This is a genomic window from Erwinia sp. PME.40.26/001 (assembly GCF_055556675.1).
The window spans coordinates 1340137-1362855 of the sequence record NZ_JBVHNP010000001.1; the positions used below are offsets into that span (position 1 = coordinate 1340137).

Sequence of the window (22719 nt, forward strand, 5' to 3'; positions counted from 1 at the left end):
GGACACCTTTTTGTCCTGCCTGGGCATGAGCCTGATCCACTGAGAGCCAACAACATGAATACACCGCGTCGTTTCCCCCTGATCCCACTGGTGATAGCCGTTGCGCTGATAGCCGGAGGCGGTTACTGGTGGTACAGCCACAGTGGCAGCCCGCAGGCACAGCCCGCAGAGGGGACGCAACCGGCGCGGGGCAAAGGCCCTCGCGGCGCGGGACGGGCGGGTGGTTCGGGTGGCATGGCCTCGCCGGTGCAGGCGGCTGAAGCGGTGCGGCAGAGCGTGCCGCAGTATCTCTCCGGGCTGGGTACGGTCACGGCAGCCAATACCGTTACGCTGCGCAGCCGGGTCGACGGCGACCTGATGGCGCTGCATTTTACAGAAGGCCAGGAAGTGAAAGCCGGACAGCTGCTGGCAGAGATTGATCCGCGTCCTTATCAGGTAGCACTAATGCAGGCCGAAGGGCAGCTGGCAAAAAGTCAGGCTACGCTGGCCAATGCCCGGCGCGACCTCGCCCGCTATGAAAAGCTGGCTAAAACCAGTCTGGTGTCACAGCAGGAGCTGGATACCCAGCGCTCGCTGGTCAGCGAAAGCCAGGGCACGCTGAAAGCCGATGAAGGCAGCGTCGCCAGCGCAAAGCTTAATCTCACCTACAGCCGGGTCACTGCCCCCATCGACGGTCGCGTTGGCCTGAAACAGGTCGACGTCGGCAACTATATTTCCAGCGGCGACACCAACGGCATCGTGGTCATCACCCAGACCCACCCGATCGATCTGGTGTTCAGCCTGCCGGAAAATGATATCTCTGCCATCCTCAGCGCGCAAAAAAGCGGGCCCGTTCCGGTCGAAGCCTGGGATCGCGGCAACAGCACGCTGCTGACCCAGGGGACGCTGCTGAGTATGGATAATCAGATTGATACCACCACCGGTACGGTGAAGCTGAAAGCCCGCTTCACCAATCAGGATGACCGCCTGTTCCCCAACCAGTTTGTTAACGCCCGCCTGAAAGTCAGCACGCTGCAGGATGCGATTGTCATTCCGGCCGCAGCGCTGCAGATGGGCAACGAGGGCAGCTTTGTCTGGGTGGTCAACAGTGACAGTAAGGTGAGTAAAAAAATCATCACCATCGAATTCCAGGACAGCGAAAAAGCGGTGATCAAAGCCGGACTGGAAGCCGGGGAAAAGGTGGTCACCGACGGGATTGACCGCCTGACGGAAGGGGCAAAAGTGGAAGTGGTCGCCCCGCAGGCCACGCCGCTGACCTCGGGTAAAAGTGCCCAGCCCGCCAGAGGAGCCAGCGACTGATGCAGGTGATGCCCCCAACGCCCGGCGGCGGGCCCTCCCGCCAGTTTATCCTGCGCCCGGTAGCCACCACGCTGCTGATGATTGCTATTCTGCTGGCGGGGATTATCGGCTATCGCGCCCTGCCCGTCTCTGCCCTGCCGGAAGTCGACTACCCGACGATTCAGGTGGTGACCCTGTATCCCGGGGCCAGCCCGGACGTGATCACCTCGGCGATCACTGCGCCGCTGGAACGTCAATTCGGCCAGATGTCTGGCCTGAAACAGATGGCCTCGCAAAGCGCTGGAGGCGCTTCGGTCGTCACCCTGCAGTTCCAGCTGGCGCTGCCGCTGGACGTGGCCGAACAGGAGGTGCAGGCTGCCATCAATGCCGCCACCAACCTGCTCCCGTCTGACCTGCCTAACCCGCCGGTTTACAGCAAGGTGAATCCGGCGGATCCGCCGATTATGACCCTGGCCGTCACCACCACCAGCCTGCCAATGACTCAGGTCGCCGATATGGTGGAAACCCGCGTCGCGCAGAAAATTTCCCAGGTGACCGGCGTGGGCCTGGTCACCCTCTCCGGCGGTCAGCGCCCGGCGGTCCGGGTGAAACTCAATGCCCAGGCGCTGGCGGCGATGAATATCACCAGCGAAACCGTGCGCACTGCCATCAGCAATGCTAACGTCAACTCGGCCAAAGGCAGCCTGGACGGGCCGGAACGCTCAATTACCCTGTCGGCCAATGACCAGATTAAAACCGCCGAGGGTTACCGGCAGCTGATCGTCGCGTTCCAGAATGGCGCACCGGTGCGGCTGGGCGACGTCGCCAGCGTGGAACAGGGCGCGGAAAACAGCTGGCTCGGGGCCTGGGCCAACCGGCAGCAGGCGATTGTACTGAATGTTCAGCGTCAGCCCGGGGCGAACATCATTGCTACCGCCGATAATATTCGCCAGATGCTGCCTGCCCTTACCGCCTCGCTGCCCAAGTCGGTAGAAGTCAGACTGCTGACCGACCGCACCACCAATATCCGCGCATCCGTCCATGATGTGCAGTTTGAGCTGCTGCTTGCTCTGGCGCTGGTGGTAATGATTATTTATCTGTTCCTGCGCAACGTGGCGGCCACGATTATTCCGGCCGTCGCCGTGCCGCTGTCATTAATCGGCACCTTCGCGGCAATGTATTTCTTTGGCTTCTCGGTGAACAACCTGACCCTGATGGCGCTGACCATTGCCACCGGCTTCGTAGTCGATGATGCCATCGTGGTGATTGAAAATATTTCGCGCTACATCGAAAAAGGCGAAAAACCGCTGACCGCCGCGCTGAAAGGCGCGGGCGAGATAGGCTTTACCATTATTTCCCTCACCTTTTCGCTGATTGCGGTCCTGATCCCGCTGCTGTTTATGGGTGACATCGTCGGCCGTCTTTTCCGCGAGTTCGCCATTACCCTGGCGGTGGCCATTCTCATCTCAGCGATAGTGTCACTGACGCTGACGCCGATGATGTGCGCACGCATGTTAAGCGCCGAGTCCCTGCGCAAGCAGAACCGCTTTTCCCGCGCCAGCGAAGCGGTGTTTGAACGGGTGATTGCCCGCTATGGCCGCATGCTGCAAAAAGTCCTCCGCCATCCGTGGCTGACGCTGGGTGTGGCGATGGGCACCATGGCACTGACGGTACTGCTGTGGCTGGCGATCCCGAAAGGTTTCTTCCCGGTGCAGGATAACGGCATTATTCAGGGAACCTTACAGGCCCCTCAGTCAGTTTCGTACAGCAATATGGCACAGCGCCAGCAGGAAGTGGCCTCGATCATTATGAAAGATCCGGCGGTACAGAGCCTGACCTCCTTTGTTGGCGTGGATGGCACCAATGCCGCGCTGAACAGCGGGCGACTGCAGATTAACCTTAAACCACTGGATGAGCGGGCTGACCGCATTCCGGCGGTGATCGCCCGTCTGCAGGCGCAGATCGACAACCTGCCCGGTATTACCCTCTGGCTGCAACCGGTACAGGACCTGACGATTGATACCCAGGCCAGCCGGACGCAGTATCAGTTCACGCTACAGGCCGGTTCGCTTGAATCCCTCAGCCTGTGGGTGCCCAAACTGCAGGCGAAGCTGGCCACCCGTCCCGAACTGAAATCCGTCAGTAGCGACTGGCAGGATCAGGGGCTGGAAGCCTATATCCGCGTTGACCGGGATGTTGCCAGCCGCCTGGGCATCTCGCTGTCTGACGTCGACAACGCCCTGTATAACGCCTTCGGCCAGCGTCTGGTATCAACAATTTATACCCAGGCCAATCAGTACCGCGTGGTGCTGGAACATGACACGACCCGGACCCCGGGCCTGGCTGCGCTTCAGAGCATCCGGCTGAAAAGCACCGATGGCGGCAGCGTGCCGCTCAGTACGATTGCCAGCGTAGAGCAGCGCCACACGGCCCTGACGATTAACCACCTTGACCAGTTCCCTTCCACCACCTTCTCGTTTGATGTGAATAAGGGATACTCGCTGGAGCAGGCGGTCAATGCCATCAGCCAGACAGAACAATCCCTTGCCATGCCGTCGGAGATCATGACGCAGTTCCAGGGCAGCACGCTCGCCTTCCAGGCCGCGCTGTCCAGCACTGTCTGGCTGATTGTCGCCGCCGTGGTGGCGATGTATATCGTGCTGGGCGTGCTCTACGAGAGCTTTATTCATCCGGTCACCATCCTGTCCACGCTGCCTACCGCCGGGGTGGGTGCCCTGCTGGCGCTGCTGATCAGCGGCAGCGAGCTGGATGTGATTGCCATCATCGGCATTATTCTGCTGATCGGTATCGTGAAAAAGAACGCCATCATGATGATCGACTTCGCCCTGGCGGCCGAGCGCGAAAAAGGGATGACCCCGTACGAGGCCATTTACCAGGCCTGCCTGCTGCGCTTCCGTCCGATCCTGATGACCACTCTGGCCGCGCTGTTCGGTGCCCTGCCGCTGATGCTCAGTACCGGCGTTGGCGCGGAGCTGCGCCGCCCGCTGGGAACGGCAATGGTCGGGGGCCTGGTGGTCAGCCAGGTGCTGACGCTGTTTACCACGCCGGTGATCTACCTGCTGTTTGACCGTCTGTCACGGGCAACGCGTCGCCTGGTGAAGCGGGAGGCCGAGTGAAATTCTTCGCCCTGTTCATTCACCGGCCCGTCGCCACCACGCTGCTAACGGTGGCGATCCTGCTGGCAGGGATCCTGGGCTTCCGGCTCCTGCCGGTGGCCCCGCTGCCGCAGGTGGACTTCCCGGTGATCATGGTCAGCGCCTCGCTGCCGGGTGCCTCACCGGAAACCATGGCCTCCTCGGTGGCGACCCCGCTGGAGCGGGCGCTGGGCCGCGTCGCCGGGATCACCGAGATGACCTCGACCAGCTCGCTCGGCAGTACGCGCATCATCCTGGTGTTTGATTTTGAACGTGATATCAACGGTGCCGCGCGCGATGTGCAGGGGGCCATTAACGCCGCCCAGAGCCTGCTCCCCACCGGGATGCCCGGCCGCCCCACCTACCGTAAAGCAAACCCGTCAGATGCGCCGATCATGATCATGACGCTGACATCAGACACCTACTCCCCGGGGCAGCTGTATGACTATGCCTCGACGCAGCTGGCGCAAAAACTGTCGCAAATCGACGGCGTCGGCGATGTCAGCATCGGCGGCAGCTCACTGCCAGCGGTGCGCGTGGCGCTCAATCCGCAGGCGCTGTTTAACCAGGGCGTTTCGCTGGATGCGGTGCGTACGGCCATCACCAGCGCCAACGTGCGCAAGCCGCAGGGGGCGATTGAAGATCGCCACCAGCGCTGGTGGCTGAAGACCAACGATGAACTGAAGACCGCCGCTGAATATCAGCCGCTGATCGTGCATTACCATAACGGCGCTGCGGTGCGCCTGCAGGACGTGGCGAGCGTGACCGACTCGGTGCAGGACGTGCGTAACGCCGGGATGTCCAACGCCCGACCGGCGATCCTGCTGCTGATCCGTAAGGCCCCTGAAGCCAACATTATTGATACGGTTGACCGCATCCGGGGTGAGCTGCCTGAACTGAACAACATTATTCCCGCGTCGATTCACCTGGAGGTCGCCCAGGATCGTTCACCGACCATTCGCGCCTCGCTGCATGAGGTGGAGCAGTCGCTGGCCATCTCCGTCGGTCTGGTGATCCTGGTGGTGTTCGCCTTCCTGCGATCCGGCCGTGCCACGCTGATCCCGGCGGTGGCCGTGCCGGTGTCGCTGATCGGTACCTTTGCCGCGATGTACCTGTGCGGCTTCAGTCTGAATAACCTGTCGCTGATGGCGCTGACCGTGGCGACCGGCTTTGTGGTCGACGATGCCATTGTGGTGCTGGAGAATATTTCTCGTCATGTCGAAGCCGGGATGAAGCCGCTGCAGGCGGCACTGCAGGGGGTACGCGAGGTCGGCTTCACCGTCGTCTCGATGAGCGTCTCGCTGATCGCGGTGTTTATCCCTCTTCTGATGCTCGGCGGCATCATTGGCCGCTTCTTCAAGGAGTTTGCCGTCACGCTGTCGGTGGCCATCGCTATTTCGCTGGTGATTTCCATCACTCTGACGCCCATGATGTGCGCGCTGCTGCTGCGCAATAAGCCCAGGCACACCCAGCCGCGTATTCGCGGGTTTGGCCGGATACTGCTGGCGGTTCAGCAGGGGTATGGCCGCACGCTGCACCGCGTGATGGACCATGCGCGCTGGACGCTGCTGGTGTTCCTGGCCACCATCGGGCTGACCGTTTACCTCTATATTTCCATTCCTAAAACCTTTATGCCGGAACAGGACACCGGGCGGCTGATGGGCTTTATCCAGGCCGACCAGAGCATCTCGTTCCAGTCAATGCGCGGCAAGCTGGAAGACTTTATGCGCATCGTCCATGCCGATCCAGCGGTCGCCAGCGTGGTGGGATTCACCGGCGGGTCGCGCACCAACAGCGGCTCGATGTTTATTTCGCTCAAACCGCTGAACCAGCGCAGCGACACGGCGCAGCAGGTGATTGCCCGCCTGCGCGGCAAGCTGGCAAAAGAACCTGGCGCCAACCTGTTCCTGATGGCGGTGCAGGATATCCGCGTTGGTGGTCGCGAATCCAACGCCGGGTATCAGTATACGCTGCTGTCAGACAGCCTTGACGACCTGCGCGAATGGGAGCCCAAAATCCGCCGTGCCTTTGCCGCCCTGCCGGAGCTGGCGGACGTCAATTCTGACCAGGAGGATAAAGGGGCTGAGATGGCGCTGACCTACGATCGCGCCACCATGTCGCGACTGGGAATTGACGTTGCCGATGCCAATAATCTGCTGAATAATGCCTTCGGCCAGCGCCAGATTTCCACCATCTATCAGCCGCTGAACCAGTACAAAGTGGTGATGGAGGTAGACCCGCGTTACACCCAGGATATCAGCGCCCTGACGCAGATGTTTGTGATTAACAGCGAGGGTAAGTCCATTCCGCTGTCGTCGTTTGCCCACTGGCAGCCGGCGAACTCACCGCTATCAGTGAATCATCAGGGCCTGTCTGCGGCCTCTACCGTCTCCTTCAACCTGCCGGAAGGGGTGTCGCTGTCGCAGGCCTCGGCCGCGATTGACCGCAGCATCACGTCGCTGGGCGTGCCGTCCAGCGTGCGCGGCAGCTTCTCCGGAACCGCCGCCGTGTTTGAGCAGACGCAGAGCAGCCAGCTGTGGCTAATCGTCGCTGCCATCGCCACGGTGTATATCGTCCTGGGGATCCTGTATGAAAGTTACGTTCATCCGCTGACCATTCTCTCGACCCTGCCTTCCGCGGGGGTGGGCGCGCTGCTGGCGCTGGAGCTGTTCAGTGCGCCATTCAGCCTGATCGCCCTGATAGGCATAATGCTGCTGATCGGCATCGTGAAGAAAAACGCCATAATGATGGTCGACTTCGCTCTCGACGCCCAGCGTAACGGAGGAATGACGGCGCGCGACGCCATATTCCAGGCCAGCCTGCTGCGCTTCCGGCCGATTATGATGACCACGCTCGCCGCGCTGTTTGGCGCACTGCCGCTGGTGCTGACCAGCGGTGACGGGGCAGAGCTGCGCCAGCCGCTGGGGATCACCATCGTTGGTGGTCTGGTGATGAGCCAGCTGCTGACGCTGTACACCACCCCGGTGGTTTATCTGTACATGGATAAACTGCGACGTAAACCACGCTTAACGGCCGTCACAGAGGAACGCTGATGCCATGACTGCCTCTCCTGCTTCGGTACGCTGGCAACTGTGGATCGTCGCGTTCGGCTTTTTTATGCAGACGCTGGACACCACCATCGTCAATACGGCCCTGCCCTCAATGGCGGCCAGCCTGGGACAAAGCCCGCTGAATATGCATTCGGTGATCGTCTCCTACGTGCTGACCGTCGCCATTATGCTGCCGATCAGCGGCTGGCTGGCAGACCGCTTCGGGGTGCGCAACGTGTTTTTCAGCGCCATTGTGCTGTTCAGCGCCGGGTCGCTCTGCTGTGCGCTCTCCTCCACGCTGGACCAGCTGATCCTCTCACGCGTGCTGCAGGGGATTGGCGGGGCGATGATGGTGCCCGTCGGACGCTTAACGGTGATGAAGCTGGTGCCTCGGGCTGAATATATGGCGGCGATGACCTTTGTGACCCTGCCGGGCCAGATTGGCCCGCTGCTCGGTCCGGCGCTGGGCGGCGTGCTGGTGGAGTACGCCAGCTGGCACTGGATTTTCCTGATCAATATCCCGGTCGGGATCGTCGGGGCCATCGCCACCCTGATGCTGATGTCCAATTTCACCCTGCAAACCCGACGCTTTGACTTTACCGGCTATCTGCTGCTGGCTGCGGGCATGGCGACCCTGACCCTGGCACTGGACGGCCAGCGCGGGAGCGGTATGTCTCCCCTGCTGCTGTGTCTGCTGATCCTCTGCGGCGTCTTCAGCCTGTTATTCTATCTGCTGCACGCCCGGCATAACGAGGGCGCTCTGTTCAGCCTGAAGCTGTTCGATAACCGCATTTACGCCATCGGCCTGCTGGGCAGCCTGACCGGACGTATCGGCAGCGGTATGCTGCCGTTTATGACCCCTGTTTTTCTGCAGATCGGCATGGGTTACAGCCCGTTCCACGCCGGACTGATGATGATCCCGATGGTGCTGGGCAATATGGGCATGAAGCGCATTGTGGTGCAGATTGTTAACCGTTTTGGCTACCGCAACGTGCTGGTGGGCTCGACCCTGGCGCTGGCGCTGGTGGTGCTGCTGTTTCCCGCCGTGGCGATGATGGGCTGGTTTGCCCTGCTGCCGGTGGTGCTGTTCCTGCAGGGAATGGTCAATGCTATCCGTTTCTCCGCCATGAACACCCTGACGCTGAAAACGCTGCCGGACGATCTGGCCAGCAGCGGTAACAGCCTGCTGTCGATGGTAATGCAGCTGTCGATGAGCATCGGCGTCACCGTGGCCGGGCTGCTGCTGGGTACCTTCGCCCACCAGACGCTGACCGGCAGCCCCCAGATGACCGAAGCCTTTATGTATACCTGGCTGTGTATGGCACTGGTGATTGCCCTGCCGGTCTTCGTTTTCTGGCGTGTTCCCAAAGAGCCCCACCCCAATGCGCTGCTGGCGCGCAGGAGAAAGCCTTAATGTTGGCAAAATTACGTATCGGCATCACCGCCAAGCTGTTCGCGGCGATTTTTTCTACCTGCATGCTGGTGCTGATTACCATGCACTGGGGGGTGCGACTCAGCTTTGAGCACGGTTTTATTGACTACATCAAACGCGGCAACGAGCAGCGGTTGACGATGCTGGGCGATGCGCTGGCTGACCAGTACGAACAGCATGGCAACTGGGATTTCCTGCGCAATAACAACAAGCTGGTTTTCAATATTCTGCGCTCGCTGGAGCAGAACCCGGATGCCAGTAACCAGCTGCCGCCGCACGGCTGGCGTACCCAGTTCTGGATCATCGACCAGCAGTACCGCGTGATGATTGGCCCGCGCGCGCCCGTCCCGCAGGAAGGGTCCAGACGCAGCATTACCACCAGCAACGGTAAAGTGGTTGGCTGGGTGATTGGCTCACCGTCGGAACGCCTGACGCGCAGTGCCGACATCAACTTTGACCAGCAACAGAAACGCACCAGCTGGATGATTGTTGGCCTGACCATGCTGCTGGCCGCTGCGGTCACCTGGCTGCTGTCCCGCGGGCTGCTGGCCCCGGTTAAGCGACTGGTAGAAGGCACGCATCACCTGGCAGCCGGGCATTTTACCAGCCGGGTACAGGCCTCCAGCCGTGATGAGCTCGGCCGTCTGGCGCAGGACTTTAACCGCCTTGCCAGCACGCTGGAAAAAAATGAGAAAATGCGCCGCGCCTTTATGGCTGATATCTCGCATGAGCTGCGCACGCCGCTGGCGATATTGCGCGGTGAGCTGGAGGCCATACAGGACGGCGTGCGCAAGCTGACCCCGGAATCTATCATTTCATTACAGGGCGAGGTGGCCACGCTGACCAAGCTGGTTGACGACGTGCACCAGCTTTCGATGTCTGATGAAGGGGCTCTGGCCTACCGCAAAAGCCAGACCGACCTCGTCCCGCTGCTGGAGCTGGTTTCCGGTAACTTCCGCCACCGCTTCGGGCAGCATCCCTTAGCCCTGACGCTGACCTTACCGGATCAGGCCCCGCAGTTTGGTGACCCCGACCGCCTGATGCAGCTGTTTACCAACCTGATGGAAAACAGCCTGCGCTACACCGACCCCGGCGGCAGCCTGCATATCAGCCTGCATCCGCGCGCCAGCGGAAACGTGCTGCACTTTGATGACAGTGCGCCCGGCGTCAGCGACGAGCAGCGGCAGCAAATTTTTGAGCGTTTCTACCGGGCGGAAGGTTCGCGCAACCGCGCCAGCGGCGGCTCCGGTCTGGGGCTGGCTATCTGTCAGAACATCGTTGAAGCCCACGACGGCACCATCCTTGCGGAGCACTCCGATGCAGGTGGCGTGAGAATTACGGTACACTTACCCTATAAGACTCACTGACATGGTTGTAATACGATGACTCTGGATATGGATACGCCCGCACCGCTGATTTTAATCGTTGAAGACGAACCGAAGCTGGGCCAGCTGATGATCGATTATTTGCAGGCGGCGAATTTCCGCACGCACCATCTGCTGCGCGGGGATGAAGTGCTGCCGTGGGTGAAACAACACTCTCCGGACCTGGTGCTGCTGGATCTGATGCTGCCCGGGCTGGACGGACTGTCCGTCTGCCGTGAGCTGCGCAGCTTTTCCGACCTGCCGGTGGTCATGGTCACGGCGAAAATTGAAGAGATTGACCGCCTGCTGGGCCTGGAGATCGGCGCGGATGATTACATCTGTAAACCGTTCAGCCCGCGCGAAGTGGTCGCGCGGGTAAAAACCATTCTCAAACGCTGCCAGCGCACCCCCGAGGAAGCCCGGCAGGTCTCCCTGCTTAAAGTCGATGAAAAGCGCTTTCACGCCAGCTGGGATGAAAAACCCCTTGACCTCACCCCGGCAGAGTTTCGCCTGCTGAAAACCCTGGCGCAGGAACCCGGTAAGGTGTTTTCCCGCGAACAGCTGCTGAACCATCTGTATGACGACTACCGCGTGGTCACCGACAGAACCATCGACAGCCATATAAAAAACCTGCGCCGCAAGCTGGAGTCGCTGGATGCCGACCAGCCGTTTATCCGCGCCGTGTACGGCATGGGTTATCGCTGGGAAGCAGATATCTGTCGTTTGATTTAGATCAATTTCCTCAACCTGCCGCCGCCTTACAATCCCCCGCAAAACCGAATTAACCCTGATTAATTCACGTTGCAGGCAGGCGGCAGGCCCGCTGGGTGAGCCTCCCGGATGAGGCTCATAAGCCCTGGAAGCAGAAAGAACGCTGTGACCAGGGTGAACGGGTGCCGCCAACGCCTCTGCAGCATGAATTATGGCGGGTCTGACCTGACATCAGACTGAGACACCATGAACAAACCGGAACTGCTTTCTCCGGCCGGGACACTGAAAAACATGCGTTACGCTTTTGCGTATGGCGCAGACGCCGTGTATGCCGGTCAGCCTCGTTACAGCCTGCGCGTTCGCAATAATGAATTTAACCATGAGAACCTGGCGACGGGCATCAATGAAGCCCATGCGCTCGGTAAAAAATTCTATGTTGTGGTTAACATCGCCCCGCACAATGCCAAACTGAAAACCTTTATTCGCGATCTGCAACCCGTGGTGGATATGCAGCCGGATGCGCTGATCATGTCCGACCCGGGCCTGATTATGCTGGTGCGCGAAGCCTTTCCCCAGATGGACATTCACCTGTCGGTGCAGGCCAATGCCGTGAACTGGGCGACGGTAAAATTCTGGCAGCAGATGGGGCTGACGCGGGTGATCCTGTCACGCGAGCTGTCGCTGGAAGAGATCGGCGAAATTCGCCGACAGGTGCCGGAGATGGAGCTGGAAATTTTCGTCCACGGTGCGCTGTGCATGGCCTATTCCGGGCGCTGCCTGCTGTCCGGCTATATCAATAAGCGTGACCCGAACCAGGGGACCTGCACCAATGCCTGCCGCTGGGAATATAACGTGCAGGAAGGCAAAGAGGACGCGGTCGGCAATATTGTACACCGTCAGGCACCGATTGCCGTTCAGAATGTGGAACCGACGCTGGGCGAAGGGCAGCCAACGGACAAAGTGTTTATGATTGAGGAAGCAATGCGCCCCGGCGAGTATATGACCGCCTTTGAGGATGAGCACGGCACCTATATTATGAACTCGAAGGATCTGCGGGCCGTGGCACACGTTGAACGTCTGACGCAGATGGGTATCCACTCCCTGAAAATCGAAGGACGCACTAAGTCATTTTACTATTGCGCCCGTACCGCCCAGGTCTATCGCCGGGCGATTGACGATGCCGCCGCTGGCAAGCCTTTCGATCCCGCGCTGCTGGAAACGCTGGAAGGGCTGGCGCATCGGGGCTATACCGAAGGCTTTCTGCGCCGCCACACGCACGACAGCTATCAGAGCTATGATGCCGGCTACTCGGTGTCCGACCGCCAGCAGTTTGTTGGCGAGTTTACCGGTGAACGGCGCGGTTCGCTGGCGCAGGTCGATGTGAAGAACAAATTCAGCGTCGGTGACAGCCTGGAACTGATGTCCCCTTCCGGCAATATCAACTTCACCCTGACGCAAATGGAAAATGGCAAAGCGCAACCGGTTGACGTCGCACCCGGCAACGGGCATCTGGTCTGGCTCCCCCTGCCGGAAGAGATGGATGTACAGTATGCCCTGCTGATGCGCAACCTGCCGGGGACCACCACACGGGACCCTCATGGAGCCGTTCTGGCAAAAGAAGTTACGTGATGTAACTGATTTTAGAATGCGATCACATTACCGTGTGGGATTCCTCGCTATGATGCCCGCGCTCCTAACGAATAATTCCAAATAGCGTTATGATCCATTCAACTTTCTGCCTGAATGATGAATGATCTGTATCACCTCATTTGGCTCTCACGGCTCCCCCGTGCGGGCCATTTCTTTTTTTATCGGTTCCCCACCGGGCGCTTTTCAGAAAACTTTCCGCTTTTTCACCCGTGGCTCACCTTCTTACCCAGGGTATGCTATATCTTGATGCAAATCACACTGGCTTTCAGGGATTAAAAATGGAAAAACATTCACTTACGCTGGCCATTTTAAATGGTAAAAGCGCCGGCAATGAGGCGCTGCGCGAAGCCGTTGCTGCGCTACGCGAGGAAGGTTTCCCGCTGGAAATCCGCGTCACCTGGGAATACGGTGACGGTGAGCGCTACGTGCAGGAAGCGGTTGAACTGCAGGCACAAACAGTGATCGCTGCCGGAGGTGACGGCACAATCAATGAAGTGGCGACCGCCCTGGCGCGGTTATCTCCCGAACGTCGGCCGGTACTGGGGATTGTGCCGCTCGGCACCGCCAATGATTTCGCCACCAGCGCGGGCATCCCGCTGGAGATGGACAATGCACTGCGCCTGGCTATTCAGGGCAAAGCCAGCGCCATTGACCTCGCACGCGTCAATAATGACCGTTACTTTATCAATATGGCCACCGGCGGCTTTGGCACACGCATTACCACCGAAACGCCGGAAAAACTCAAGTCAGCGCTGGGTGGCGTCTCCTACTTTATTCACGGACTGATGCGGATGGATACGCTGAAAGCCGACAGCTGTACGCTGGAAGGACCGGATTTTCACTGGCAGGGTGATGCGCTGGTGATCGGCATCGGCAATGGCCGCCAGGCGGGGGGCGGGCAGCGCCTCTGTCCAACCGCGCTGATTAACGACGGCAAGCTGGAGCTCAGTATCGCGACCTCACAGGAACTGCTTCAGGCGCTGGTGCATAAGTTAACCAGTGACGAAGAAAATCCTAATCTGATCACCGCCTCCCTGCCGTGGCTGACCATCCGTGCGCCCAATGAGATGACCTTTAATCTCGATGGCGAACCGTTAACCGGCACCGAGTTTCGTATTGAAGTGATGCCCTCTGCACTGGAGTGCCGTCTGCCGCCCTCCTGTGAACTGCTGGCGTAATCCGTCGATAACAGCCCCATGAATCCTGGCCGTTGAACGCCAGGATTCGTCTTCATCCCACCCCGCCTCTGTCGATACTAATGTGATCCCTCTCGCGAATCCTGCAGATGCAACTTGTATGGTAGTACGTTATCAGCGTATTTTTTCATCATTGTTGGCGCACAAGGCGATTCAGAATGAAAATTGTAAAAGCAGAAGTATTCGTGACCTGCCCCGGAAGAAACTTTGTCACGGTAAAAATCACTACCGATCAGGGGCTGACCGGCGTGGGCGACGCCACGCTCAACGGGCGTGAACTGCCAGTGGCGTCTTACCTGAAAGATCACGTCTGCCCGCAGCTTATCGGGCGCGATGCCCATCAGATTGAAGATATCTGGCAGTTCTTCTATAAGGGCGCTTACTGGCGTCGCGGCCCGGTCACCATGTCAGCCATTTCCGCTGTCGACCAGGCGCTGTGGGACATCAAGGGCAAAGCGGCGAATATGCCGGTCTACCAGCTGCTGGGCGGCGCTTCACGCACGGGCGTGATGGTGTACTGCCACACCACCGGTCACAGCATTGACGAAGTGATGGACGACTACGCAAAGCACAAAGCGCTGGGCTTCAAAGCTATCCGTGCGCAGTGCGGCGTACCGGGCATGAAAACCACCTACGGGATGGCCAAAGGCAAAGGCGAAGCCTACGAGCCGGCCACCAAAGGTGCCCGCCCGGAAGAGCAGCTGTGGTCAACCGAAAAATACCTCGATTTCACGCCGAAACTGTTTGAAGCCATTCGCGATAAGTTCGGCTTTGACGAACATCTGCTGCACGATATGCATCACCGCCTGACGCCGATTGAGGCCGCCCGCTTCGGAAAAAGCGTGGAAGATTACCGCCTGTTCTGGATGGAAGACCCGACCCCGGCGGAAAACCAGGAGAGTTTCCGCCTGATCCGCCAGCACACCGTGACGCCGATTGCGGTAGGAGAAGTGTTTAACAGCATCTGGGACTGTAAGCAGCTGATCGAAGAACAGCTGATCGACTATATCCGCACCACCATCACCCACGCCGGGGGCATCACCGGCATGCGCCGCATCGCCGACTTCGCTTCGCTGTATCAGGTGCGCACCGGCTCCCACGGCCCGTCCGACCTGTCACCGATCTGTATGGCGGCCGCGCTGCACTTTGACCTGTGGGTGCCAAACTTCGGCGTGCAGGAATATATGGGCTACTCCGAACAGATGCTGGAAGTGTTCCCGAACAGCTGGCGCTTCGATAATGGCTATATGCACCCTGGCGATAAACCGGGTCTGGGCATTGAGTTCGATGAAAAGCTGGCGGCGAAATACCCCTATGAGCCGGCCTATCTTCCTGTCGCCCGTCTGGAAGACGGCACCCTGTGGAACTGGTAAGGAGATCCGATGAAAAGCGTGGTGATTGAACGTCCGGGTGAGCTGTTTTTACATGAGCGCCCTTTGCCTGAGCCGGCGGCCGGGGAAGTCAGAATCAAAGTGAAATACGCCAGTATCTGCGGATCTGACGTACATATCTGGCACGGGCACAACCCCTTTGCACGCTATCCACGCGTGATCGGCCATGAGTTTTTCGGCCTGATCGATGCGGTGGGCAGCGGCGTTGACAGCAAGCGTGTCGGTGAGCGCGTCGCCGTAGACCCGGTCGTCAGCTGCGGTCACTGCTATCCCTGCTCAGTGGGTCGCCCTAACGTCTGTAGCACCCTGCAGGTGATAGGCGTCCATCTTGACGGCGGCTTCAGTGAATACACGCTGGCACCGGCCGCCAATGCCTACCCCCTGCCGGCGGCGATCCCGGACAGCCTGGCCAGCCTGGTTGAACCGTTTACCATCGCGGCCAATATCAGCGCCTTCCTCCGGCCACAGCCTGAGGATATTGCCCTGATCTACGGGGCCGGTCCGATGGGCCTGACGGCTATTCAGGTGCTGAAAGGGGTCTATAAGGTGAAAACGGTCATCGTCGCTGACCGCCTGGAAGAGCGCCTGACCATGGCGCTGGCCAACGGGGCGGACCAGGCGCTGAACAACAGCACCACGCCGCTGGCTGAACAGCTAAACGGCATACAGCCGACCCTGATCATTGATGCGGCCTGCCACCCGGCGATTCTGTCAGAAGCTGCGGCGCTGGCCTCCCCGGCCGGACGTATCGGCCTGCTGGGCTTCTCCAGCGAGCCCTGCCCCCTGACGCAGCAGAGCCTGACCAGTAAAGAGCTGTCGCTGTTTACCTCACGCCTGAACAGCCACCGCTTCCCGCAGGTGATCGACTGGATGGAACAGGGCCTGATTCAGCCAGAAAAGCTGGTGACCCATACGCTGCCGCTGGCGCAGATTGAACAGGCAATGACGCTGTTTGAGAAGGACCCGCGCAGCTGCTGCAAAGTGATTTTACAGGTTAACTGACACCAGAACGCCGCAGGGGAATGACCCTGCCCTGCGGTTAACAATAATACCTCTACCTATAATCCCCGCTATAAGGGGAAGGAGTCACTACCATGTTTAAAAACCTGCGCTGGACGATCGTCCTGCTTCTGTTCCTTGTTTACATGATCAACTACCTTGACCGGGTAGCGCTGTCCCTGACCGTGCCGATGATCGAAAAAGACCTGATGCTCAACGCTGAAGAGTTTGGCCTGATCTTCGGCAGCTTCTTCTTTGGCTATGCGATCTTTAACTTTGTCGGCGGGCTGGCCACCGACAGATTCGGCCCGACAATCACCCTGGGCGTTGCCGTCGGCATGTGGTCAATTTTCTGCGGTTTTACCGCGCTGGCTACCGGCTTCTGGTCGATGTTAATCCTGCGCGTGCTGTTCGGGATGGCTGAGGGACCAATCTGCGCCTCGGCGAACAAAGCGATTAACGGCTGGTTCCCCAAAAAGCAGGCAGCCACGGCAATGGGGCTATTGAGCGCCGGGTCCCCGCTCGGCGGCGCGGTAGCCGGTCCGATTATTGGTTACCTGGCCCTCGCCTTCGGCTGGCGTCCCGCGTTCGCCATTATCTGTTCGATTGGTATTGTCTGGATGGTCATCTGGTTCTTTATTGCCGCCGACAACCCGCTGAAAAGCAAGTTAATAAGTGAACGTGAACGCGCCCTGATTGCCCAGCTGAAAGACGAGCAGCTCAGCCCGGAAGAGGAACTGTCACAGTCACAGCACGGACTGGGCTACTACCTGCGCCAGCCGATTATTCTGGTCACCGCCTTCGCCTTCTTCTGCTACAACTATATTCTCTTCTTCTTCCTGAGCTGGTTCCCGGCCTACCTGGTACAGGCGCACGGGCTGGATATTAAGGCGATGAGTATCACCACCATGATCCCGTGGATTGTCGGCTTCGTAGGCCTGGCGCTGGGCGGGATCATCTCAGATAAAATCTTTAAGATGACTGGTAAGCTGCTGCTGTCGCGCAAAATTGTGCTGGTGGTCTCGTTAATGGCAGCGGCGGTTTGTGTCGCCTTTGCCGGTACGGTAAAAGAAGTCACTTCAGCAGTCGGTCTGATGTCGATCTCCATCTTCTTCCTGTATATCACCGGGGCGATCTACTGGGCGATTATTCAGGATGTGGTTCACAAGAGTCGCGTCGGCAGCATCAGCGGGTTTATCCATCTGATCGGCAGCCTTTCCGGGATTATCGGCCCGATTGTGACCGGCTACATCGTTCAGCATACCGGCAAGTTCGACAGTGCCTTTATCCTGGCCGGCGTCGTCGCCGCGCTGGGGGCCTTCCTGGTGCTGTTTGTGATCAAGCCGCCGAAGAAACTGGATACTCCGGTGTCCGTCTGATCATCGCGGGTGGGGTCTGCCCTGCCCGCTTATTCCCGAGGATGGGTTATGTTATCTACCGATGCACTGCCACCCGACGTGCAGCGCCCGCTGTACAACCGCCAGGCACTGCGCACCCGCATGGTTCATATTGGTTTTGGTGCCTTCCACCGCGCCCACCAGGCCGTCTGCTGCGACCGACTCGCCGCAGAACAGGGCAGCGACTGGGGCTACTGCGAAATCAACCTGAACAGCGGGGAGCTTATTACCGCCCTGCGTCAGCAGCAGCTGTGCTACACCGTGGCCGAAATGGCCGATGACCAGCTTAATCTGCGCGTTATCGGGGTCGTCACCGACGCGCTGCACGGCCAGAGCGACGGTATTGAAGCAGTGCTGGAGGCGCTGTGTCAGCCGGATGTGGCGATTGTTTCCATGACGGTGACGGAGAAAGGCTACTGTCATCATCCGGCCAGCGGTGAATTAAATCCCGACCACCCCGCCATCCGCCACGATCTGGCCCATCCGGCAGCGCCGCAGTCCCTGCCTGGCATTATTCTGGCCGCCATTCTTCGCCGCAGAGAACGGGGACTGCCACCGTTCAGCGTGATGTCCTGCGATAATATGCCGGAAAACGGCCATGTCACCCGCAACGTGGTCACCGGGCTGGCTCGCCAGCAGTCCCCTGAGCTGGCGGAATGGATCGGTCAGCACGTGACCTTCCCGTCAACCATGGTTGACCGCATTGTCCCGGCGATGACCAGTGAGACCCATCGGGCACTGACTGAAAAGCTGGGCTGTGACGATCCCGTTGCCGTCGCCTGCGAACCCTTCTTCCAGTGGGTGATTGAAGATAATTTTGTCAGCGGCCGCCCGGCCTGGGAAAAAGCGGGGGCGGAGCTGGTGGACGACGTGCTGCCATTTGAAGAGATGAAGCTGCGCATGCTGAACGGCAGCCACTCGTTCCTCGCCTATCTGGGTAGCCTGGCTGGCTATCAGCACATCAGCGACTGTATGGCCGATGCGCACTTTAAAAACGCGGCGCGTCAGCTGATGCTCGATCAGCAGGCCCCCACTCTGCGCGCCACCGGCGTTGATCTGACGGCCTATGCGGATTCGCTGATCGCCCGCTACAACAACCGTGCCATTAAGCACCGCACTGCGCAGATTGCCAACGACGGCAGCCAGAAGCTGCCGCAGCGCTGGCTGGACAGTATTCGCTGGCATCTGGCCCACGGCAGCCGCTTCGATCTGCTGGCGCTGGGGGTGGCAGGCTGGATCCGCTACGTCAGCGGCCGCGACGAGCAGGGCCAGCCGGTTACCATCAACGATCCCCTCCGTGACGAGCTGGCGAAGCGCGTAGCGGAGACAGAAGAGGGTGAACCGCGCGTGGCGGCGCTGCTCGGGTTAAAGAATATCTTTGGCGACGACCTGCCCGGCAACGACACCTTTGTGCGCCAGGTGAACCATTATTACCAGCTGTTGTTAACCCGGGGTGCAAAACAAACCGTGCATCAACTGGTTGCCCGCGTTTAACTCTGGCGCTGATGCGCCAGCCTGATTAGACTGAAGGCTTTCACGCCACGTGCGGGCGGGCTGTCGCCCCGCCGCTAAAGGGAAGTTGCCGAATGTCGACTGTCTATACCATTACCGCCAGTGAGCCGGTCAACCAGCAGATCTACCGTTTTCTGCGCCAGGATATCGTCACCTGTGTCATCCCCCCTGGCGCATTTCTGTCCGAGAAAGAAGTTTCCACGCGCTTTGATGTTTCCCGCCAGCCGGTACGTGAAGCCTTTATCAAGCTGGCTGAGGCGGGCCTGGTGCAGATCCTGCCTCAGCGTGGCACCTTTGTGCGTAAAATTTCCGCCCGGCGGGTGGCTGACGGTCGGTTTATTCGTGAAGCCGTTGAGGCTGCCGTGGTGCGCCGGGCGGCGACAGAGGCCACGCCTGAAGGGCTGGCGGCTCTGGAACATAATCTGCAGTTACAGAGGCTGGCCGCCGATCGTCACGACAGCCAGGCGTTCCTGCTGCTGGACGATGAATTTCACCGGCTGATTGCGCAAAGTATTGACTGTGAGCTGGCGTGGCAGACCGTGGAGAATATCAAGGCGACGATGGACCGCGTGCGCTTTCTGACGCTGAGTAAGGTTTCTCCCCCGGAGAGCCTGATTGAGCAGCACCAGCAGATTTATCAGGCGCTGTGCGCAAAAGATGCCGATGCCGCCGGACAGGCGCTGCGTCGTCATCTGCAGGAGATGATTTTCTCCATTACCCCGATTGCCGAGCAGAACAGCGAATGGTTTGAAACGCTATAAACGATAGCGGATCGACCGGAAAAAGGTCGCCCCCGACAGAGCCTGGGTCCCCTGTCATGCAGGGGCTGACCTTCCTTATTGGTCAGCCCTTTTTACCGTCAGGCGATGGTGACGTTTTTCGCCAGATAGACATCCTGCACCGAATTGATCAGCGCCACCCCGTCCTTCATCGATTTCTTAAACGCCTTGCGCCCCAGGATCAACCCCATGCCTCCGGCCCGTTTATTGATCACCGCCGTCCGCACTGATTCTGCCGTATCGGTTTCGCCCGCTGCTGCTCCGCCGGAGTTAATTAACCCCGCACGGCCCATATAACAGTTCGCCAGCTGGTAACGCACCAGGTCGATCGGATTTTCACTGGTCAGCGTGCTGTAAACCCGCGCATCGGTATGGCCAAATTTCAGCGCCTGATAGCCGCCATTATTTTCAGCCAACTTCTGCTTAACGATATCTGCGCCAATGGTCGCGGCGAGGTGGTTGGCCTGCCCGGTCAAATCCGCACTGGCATGATAGTCCACGCCCTCTTTTTTAAAGGCATCGTTACGCAGATAGGCCCACAGCACCGTGACCATCCCCAGTTCATGCGCCCGTTCAAACGCTGCCGAGATCTCTTCAATCTGCCGGCGCGACTGCTCAGAGCCAAAATAGATGGTGGCCCCGACGGCAACCGCCCCCAGATTAAAGGCCTGCTCCACGCTGGCATACAGCGTCTGGTCATACTGGGTCGGATAGCTGAGAGTTTCGTTATGGTTGAGTTTGACCATAAAAGGAATGCGATGCGCGTAGCGGCGGGATACCGATGCCAGCACACCATAGGTCGACGCGACACAGTTACAGCCTGCCTCAATGGCCAGCTCGACGATGTTTTTCGGATCAAAGTAGAGCGGATTAGCAGCAAAAGAGGCTCCGGCGGAATGCTCCACGCCCTGATCGACCGGAAGGATAGAGAGGTAACCTGTCCCGGCTAAACGTCCGGTGTTGTACAGGGTTTGCATATTGCGCAGTACGGCCGGGGGACGATTGTTATCGACCATCACCCGATCGACATAATCCGCTCCCGGCAGGTAGAGGTTGTCCGCTGGAATAGTCATGCAGCGATGTTGCAAAAGAGAATCCGCTTCTTTGCCCAATAACTGAACGATGTCCGTCATGATAACTCCTGTTAAGTGGTGTCGGGGCCATGCTGCCACGGCCCGCGGGTCAGTTTTTCTGACCTCAACAGGGTGAACCCAAAACCGGCACTAAGGCAAATTGCTGACTCCATTTTTCAGAACGATCCGCACAAAAAAGCGCGGTTGTCATGAGCGTACATCGGGGTAAGCTGTCCGTGACATCGTTGAGCTAACGTCGTGTGGTTTACAACACCAGTCCTTTCTTCTTCAGCGCTTTTACAAATTTAACCGCACCATGATAATTAAGGTGATCGCCATCACGAAAATCCGTCCGGATAAAGCTTTTATCCTCATTAAAATCATGATAGCTGAAATGATAACTTTCCATACTTTTCAGGAAAGCCCGGGTTTCAGCGATCATCGCGGGTTGAACGGATTCAACGTACTTTTCTGGAAAAGGAGGAATAACATAGTGAATGCGAATACCTTTATCTTTCGCCAGATCACGCATTTCTGCGATCAATCTTGAATTAATATTTTTACTTTCCTTGTATTTATAAAGCTTACTGTGCAAGGCCGCACGAGTTTCAGACGTGGTTTCATACAATTCACAGGCAATAGAAGATGCCTGATTAATCTGCTTTTCGAGGTTCTCACTGGTGCTGGCGAGACTGACTGCATCATCCAGTGCGTGATTAAATTCCGTCAGGCGATCGCTGGACTTCAGCACGGGTAAAAAATGAGTCAGCAGAGCTTCATCAGAATTGTGCAGATATTTGGTTACAGTATCATTATCAGGGATGATATTATTTTTATGATTATAATGACTCATGATATGTACCACACGCACGTTTTCTTTCTCACGCGTTTTATATAACTCGTAAAAAAGATCGAAATAACCACAGACCAGCACGATTGATTTGATTTTTTTACTTTCAGCATAATGTTGAATCATGGTGTGTGCTTGTCGAAGATCCAGACTATGCATTGACAGGTTAACCGCCTTGTTCAGACGGTTTGCTGGTAAAGCATAATAGCCATAAGAGTTCCCCAACACGAGCGTAGGAGGCTTCTTTGCCAGCATCATATTATGTTTATGCTGCAGAAAAGCGATGAAGGGATCCTGCTCAACAGAGAAAGGTAATGCCTTTAATACCATCACCTGCTGAAAATCAGCCATCAACATTATTCCCTGGGTTTCAGGGAGACTCTTTACCGCATCAGCCCCATGGTCATAAATGATTACCGGATGACAGCTTTCTTGTAACGGGGGCAGGAAGGCCTCGGTATCAATTTCCCCTCCGACAGGCACGTTGATATAAAAAAGGTTGCCGACCTTTTCTTTATCAAGAATGTCAAAAAAGAAAGCAGCATGACGTTCATCACCGAAAAAGAAAATATCCATCTTCTTATTGAGTAATAGCTTTTGCCAGAAACAGAAGTTACTTTTTTCAATCGCCTGCAAAGAAGCTATTGTGAAGTCACTCTCAATCGAATGAGAAATGGCGTTAATCATGTCAATCGTTTCGCTACTTTCATCCAGAAATATATTATTCTCTGATAAAAGAAGGGCCAGTTGATTAATTTTCTCACGAGGTTCGATCATCAGTTGCTGTGAGATCGCTTTAAACTGGCTAAGGAACACGGATTCAGGATGCAAAGCACACCTCTGCGGTAAGAACTGATTATGCGTTTGCCAAATCTATCACAA

15 protein-coding genes are annotated in these 22719 nt (G+C 58.1%); 13 read left to right on the top strand and 2 right to left on the bottom strand.

Annotated elements, in window-relative coordinates; all coding sequences use genetic code 11:
• Positions 1-54 precede the first annotated feature (54 nt).
• From ACZ3HG_RS06440 to ACZ3HG_RS06500, 13 genes are all read left to right on the top strand, one after another.
• Entirely contained in the window at positions 55-1299 is a 1245-nt protein-coding gene (locus tag ACZ3HG_RS06440; RefSeq protein WP_465332352.1) for an MdtA/MuxA family multidrug efflux RND transporter periplasmic adaptor subunit, read from the top strand.
• Entirely contained in the window at positions 1299-4415 is a 3117-nt protein-coding gene (locus ACZ3HG_RS06445; protein WP_465332354.1) for an MdtB/MuxB family multidrug efflux RND transporter permease subunit, read from the top strand. The genes ACZ3HG_RS06440 and ACZ3HG_RS06445 overlap by 1 nt, the downstream gene beginning before the upstream one ends.
• Positions 4412-7486 (top strand): multidrug efflux RND transporter permease subunit MdtC, encoded by a 3075-nt coding sequence (gene mdtC / locus ACZ3HG_RS06450; protein WP_465332356.1) that lies wholly within the window; start codon positions 4412-4414, stop codon positions 7484-7486. Before ACZ3HG_RS06445 ends, mdtC begins: the two co-directional genes overlap by 4 nt.
• 4 nt (positions 7487-7490) lie before the next feature.
• Positions 7491-8897 (top strand): multidrug transporter subunit MdtD, encoded by a 1407-nt coding sequence (mdtD, locus tag ACZ3HG_RS06455; protein WP_191932906.1) that lies wholly within the window; start codon positions 7491-7493, stop codon positions 8895-8897.
• Positions 8897-10282 carry an envelope stress sensor histidine kinase BaeS gene (gene baeS, locus ACZ3HG_RS06460; RefSeq protein WP_191932907.1) on the top strand — a complete coding sequence of 462 codons (1386 nt, stop codon included), beginning with the start codon at positions 8897-8899 and terminating at the stop codon, positions 10280-10282. Before mdtD ends, baeS begins: the two co-directional genes overlap by 1 nt.
• Positions 10283-10297: 15 nt before the next feature.
• The gene (gene baeR, locus ACZ3HG_RS06465; RefSeq protein ID WP_425459680.1) at positions 10298-11011 is read left to right on the top strand and encodes an envelope stress response regulator BaeR; all 714 of its coding nucleotides are present in this window, start codon (positions 10298-10300) and stop codon (positions 11009-11011) included.
• 225 nt (positions 11012-11236) lie between these two features.
• Positions 11237-12619, top strand: a complete 1383-nt coding sequence (gene trhP / locus ACZ3HG_RS06470) for a prephenate-dependent tRNA uridine(34) hydroxylase TrhP (protein WP_191932908.1) — start codon at positions 11237-11239, stop codon at positions 12617-12619.
• Between the two features lie 299 nt (positions 12620-12918).
• The gene (gene yegS, locus ACZ3HG_RS06475) at positions 12919-13818 is read left to right on the top strand and encodes a lipid kinase YegS (protein WP_191932909.1); all 900 of its coding nucleotides are present in this window, start codon (positions 12919-12921) and stop codon (positions 13816-13818) included.
• 176 nt (positions 13819-13994) lie between these two features.
• Positions 13995-15209, top strand: a complete 1215-nt coding sequence (manD, locus tag ACZ3HG_RS06480; RefSeq protein ID WP_191932910.1) for a D-mannonate dehydratase ManD — start codon at positions 13995-13997, stop codon at positions 15207-15209.
• A gap of 9 nt (positions 15210-15218) precedes the next feature.
• Entirely contained in the window at positions 15219-16229 is a 1011-nt protein-coding gene (locus ACZ3HG_RS06485) for a Zn-dependent oxidoreductase (protein ID WP_465332360.1), read from the top strand.
• Between the two features lie 92 nt (positions 16230-16321).
• Positions 16322-17605, top strand: a complete 1284-nt coding sequence (locus tag ACZ3HG_RS06490; protein WP_191932912.1) for an MFS transporter — start codon at positions 16322-16324, stop codon at positions 17603-17605.
• Positions 17606-17653: 48 nt separating this feature from the next.
• Entirely contained in the window at positions 17654-19117 is a 1464-nt protein-coding gene (locus ACZ3HG_RS06495; protein ID WP_465332362.1) for a mannitol dehydrogenase family protein, read from the top strand.
• Positions 19118-19209: 92 nt separating this feature from the next.
• Positions 19210-19896 (top strand): GntR family transcriptional regulator, encoded by a 687-nt coding sequence (locus ACZ3HG_RS06500; RefSeq protein ID WP_191932914.1) that lies wholly within the window; start codon positions 19210-19212, stop codon positions 19894-19896.
• 98 nt (positions 19897-19994) lie between these two features.
• Here ACZ3HG_RS06500 and fbaB read toward each other — a convergent pair whose 3' ends face one another.
• Positions 19995-21047 carry a class I fructose-bisphosphate aldolase gene (gene fbaB / locus ACZ3HG_RS06505; protein ID WP_465332365.1) on the bottom strand — a complete coding sequence of 351 codons (1053 nt, stop codon included), beginning with the start codon at positions 21045-21047 and terminating at the stop codon, positions 19995-19997.
• Positions 21048-21252: 205 nt separating this feature from the next.
• Entirely contained in the window at positions 21253-22668 is a 1416-nt protein-coding gene (locus tag ACZ3HG_RS06510; protein ID WP_465332367.1) for a hypothetical protein, read from the bottom strand.
• Positions 22669-22719 lie beyond the last annotated feature (51 nt).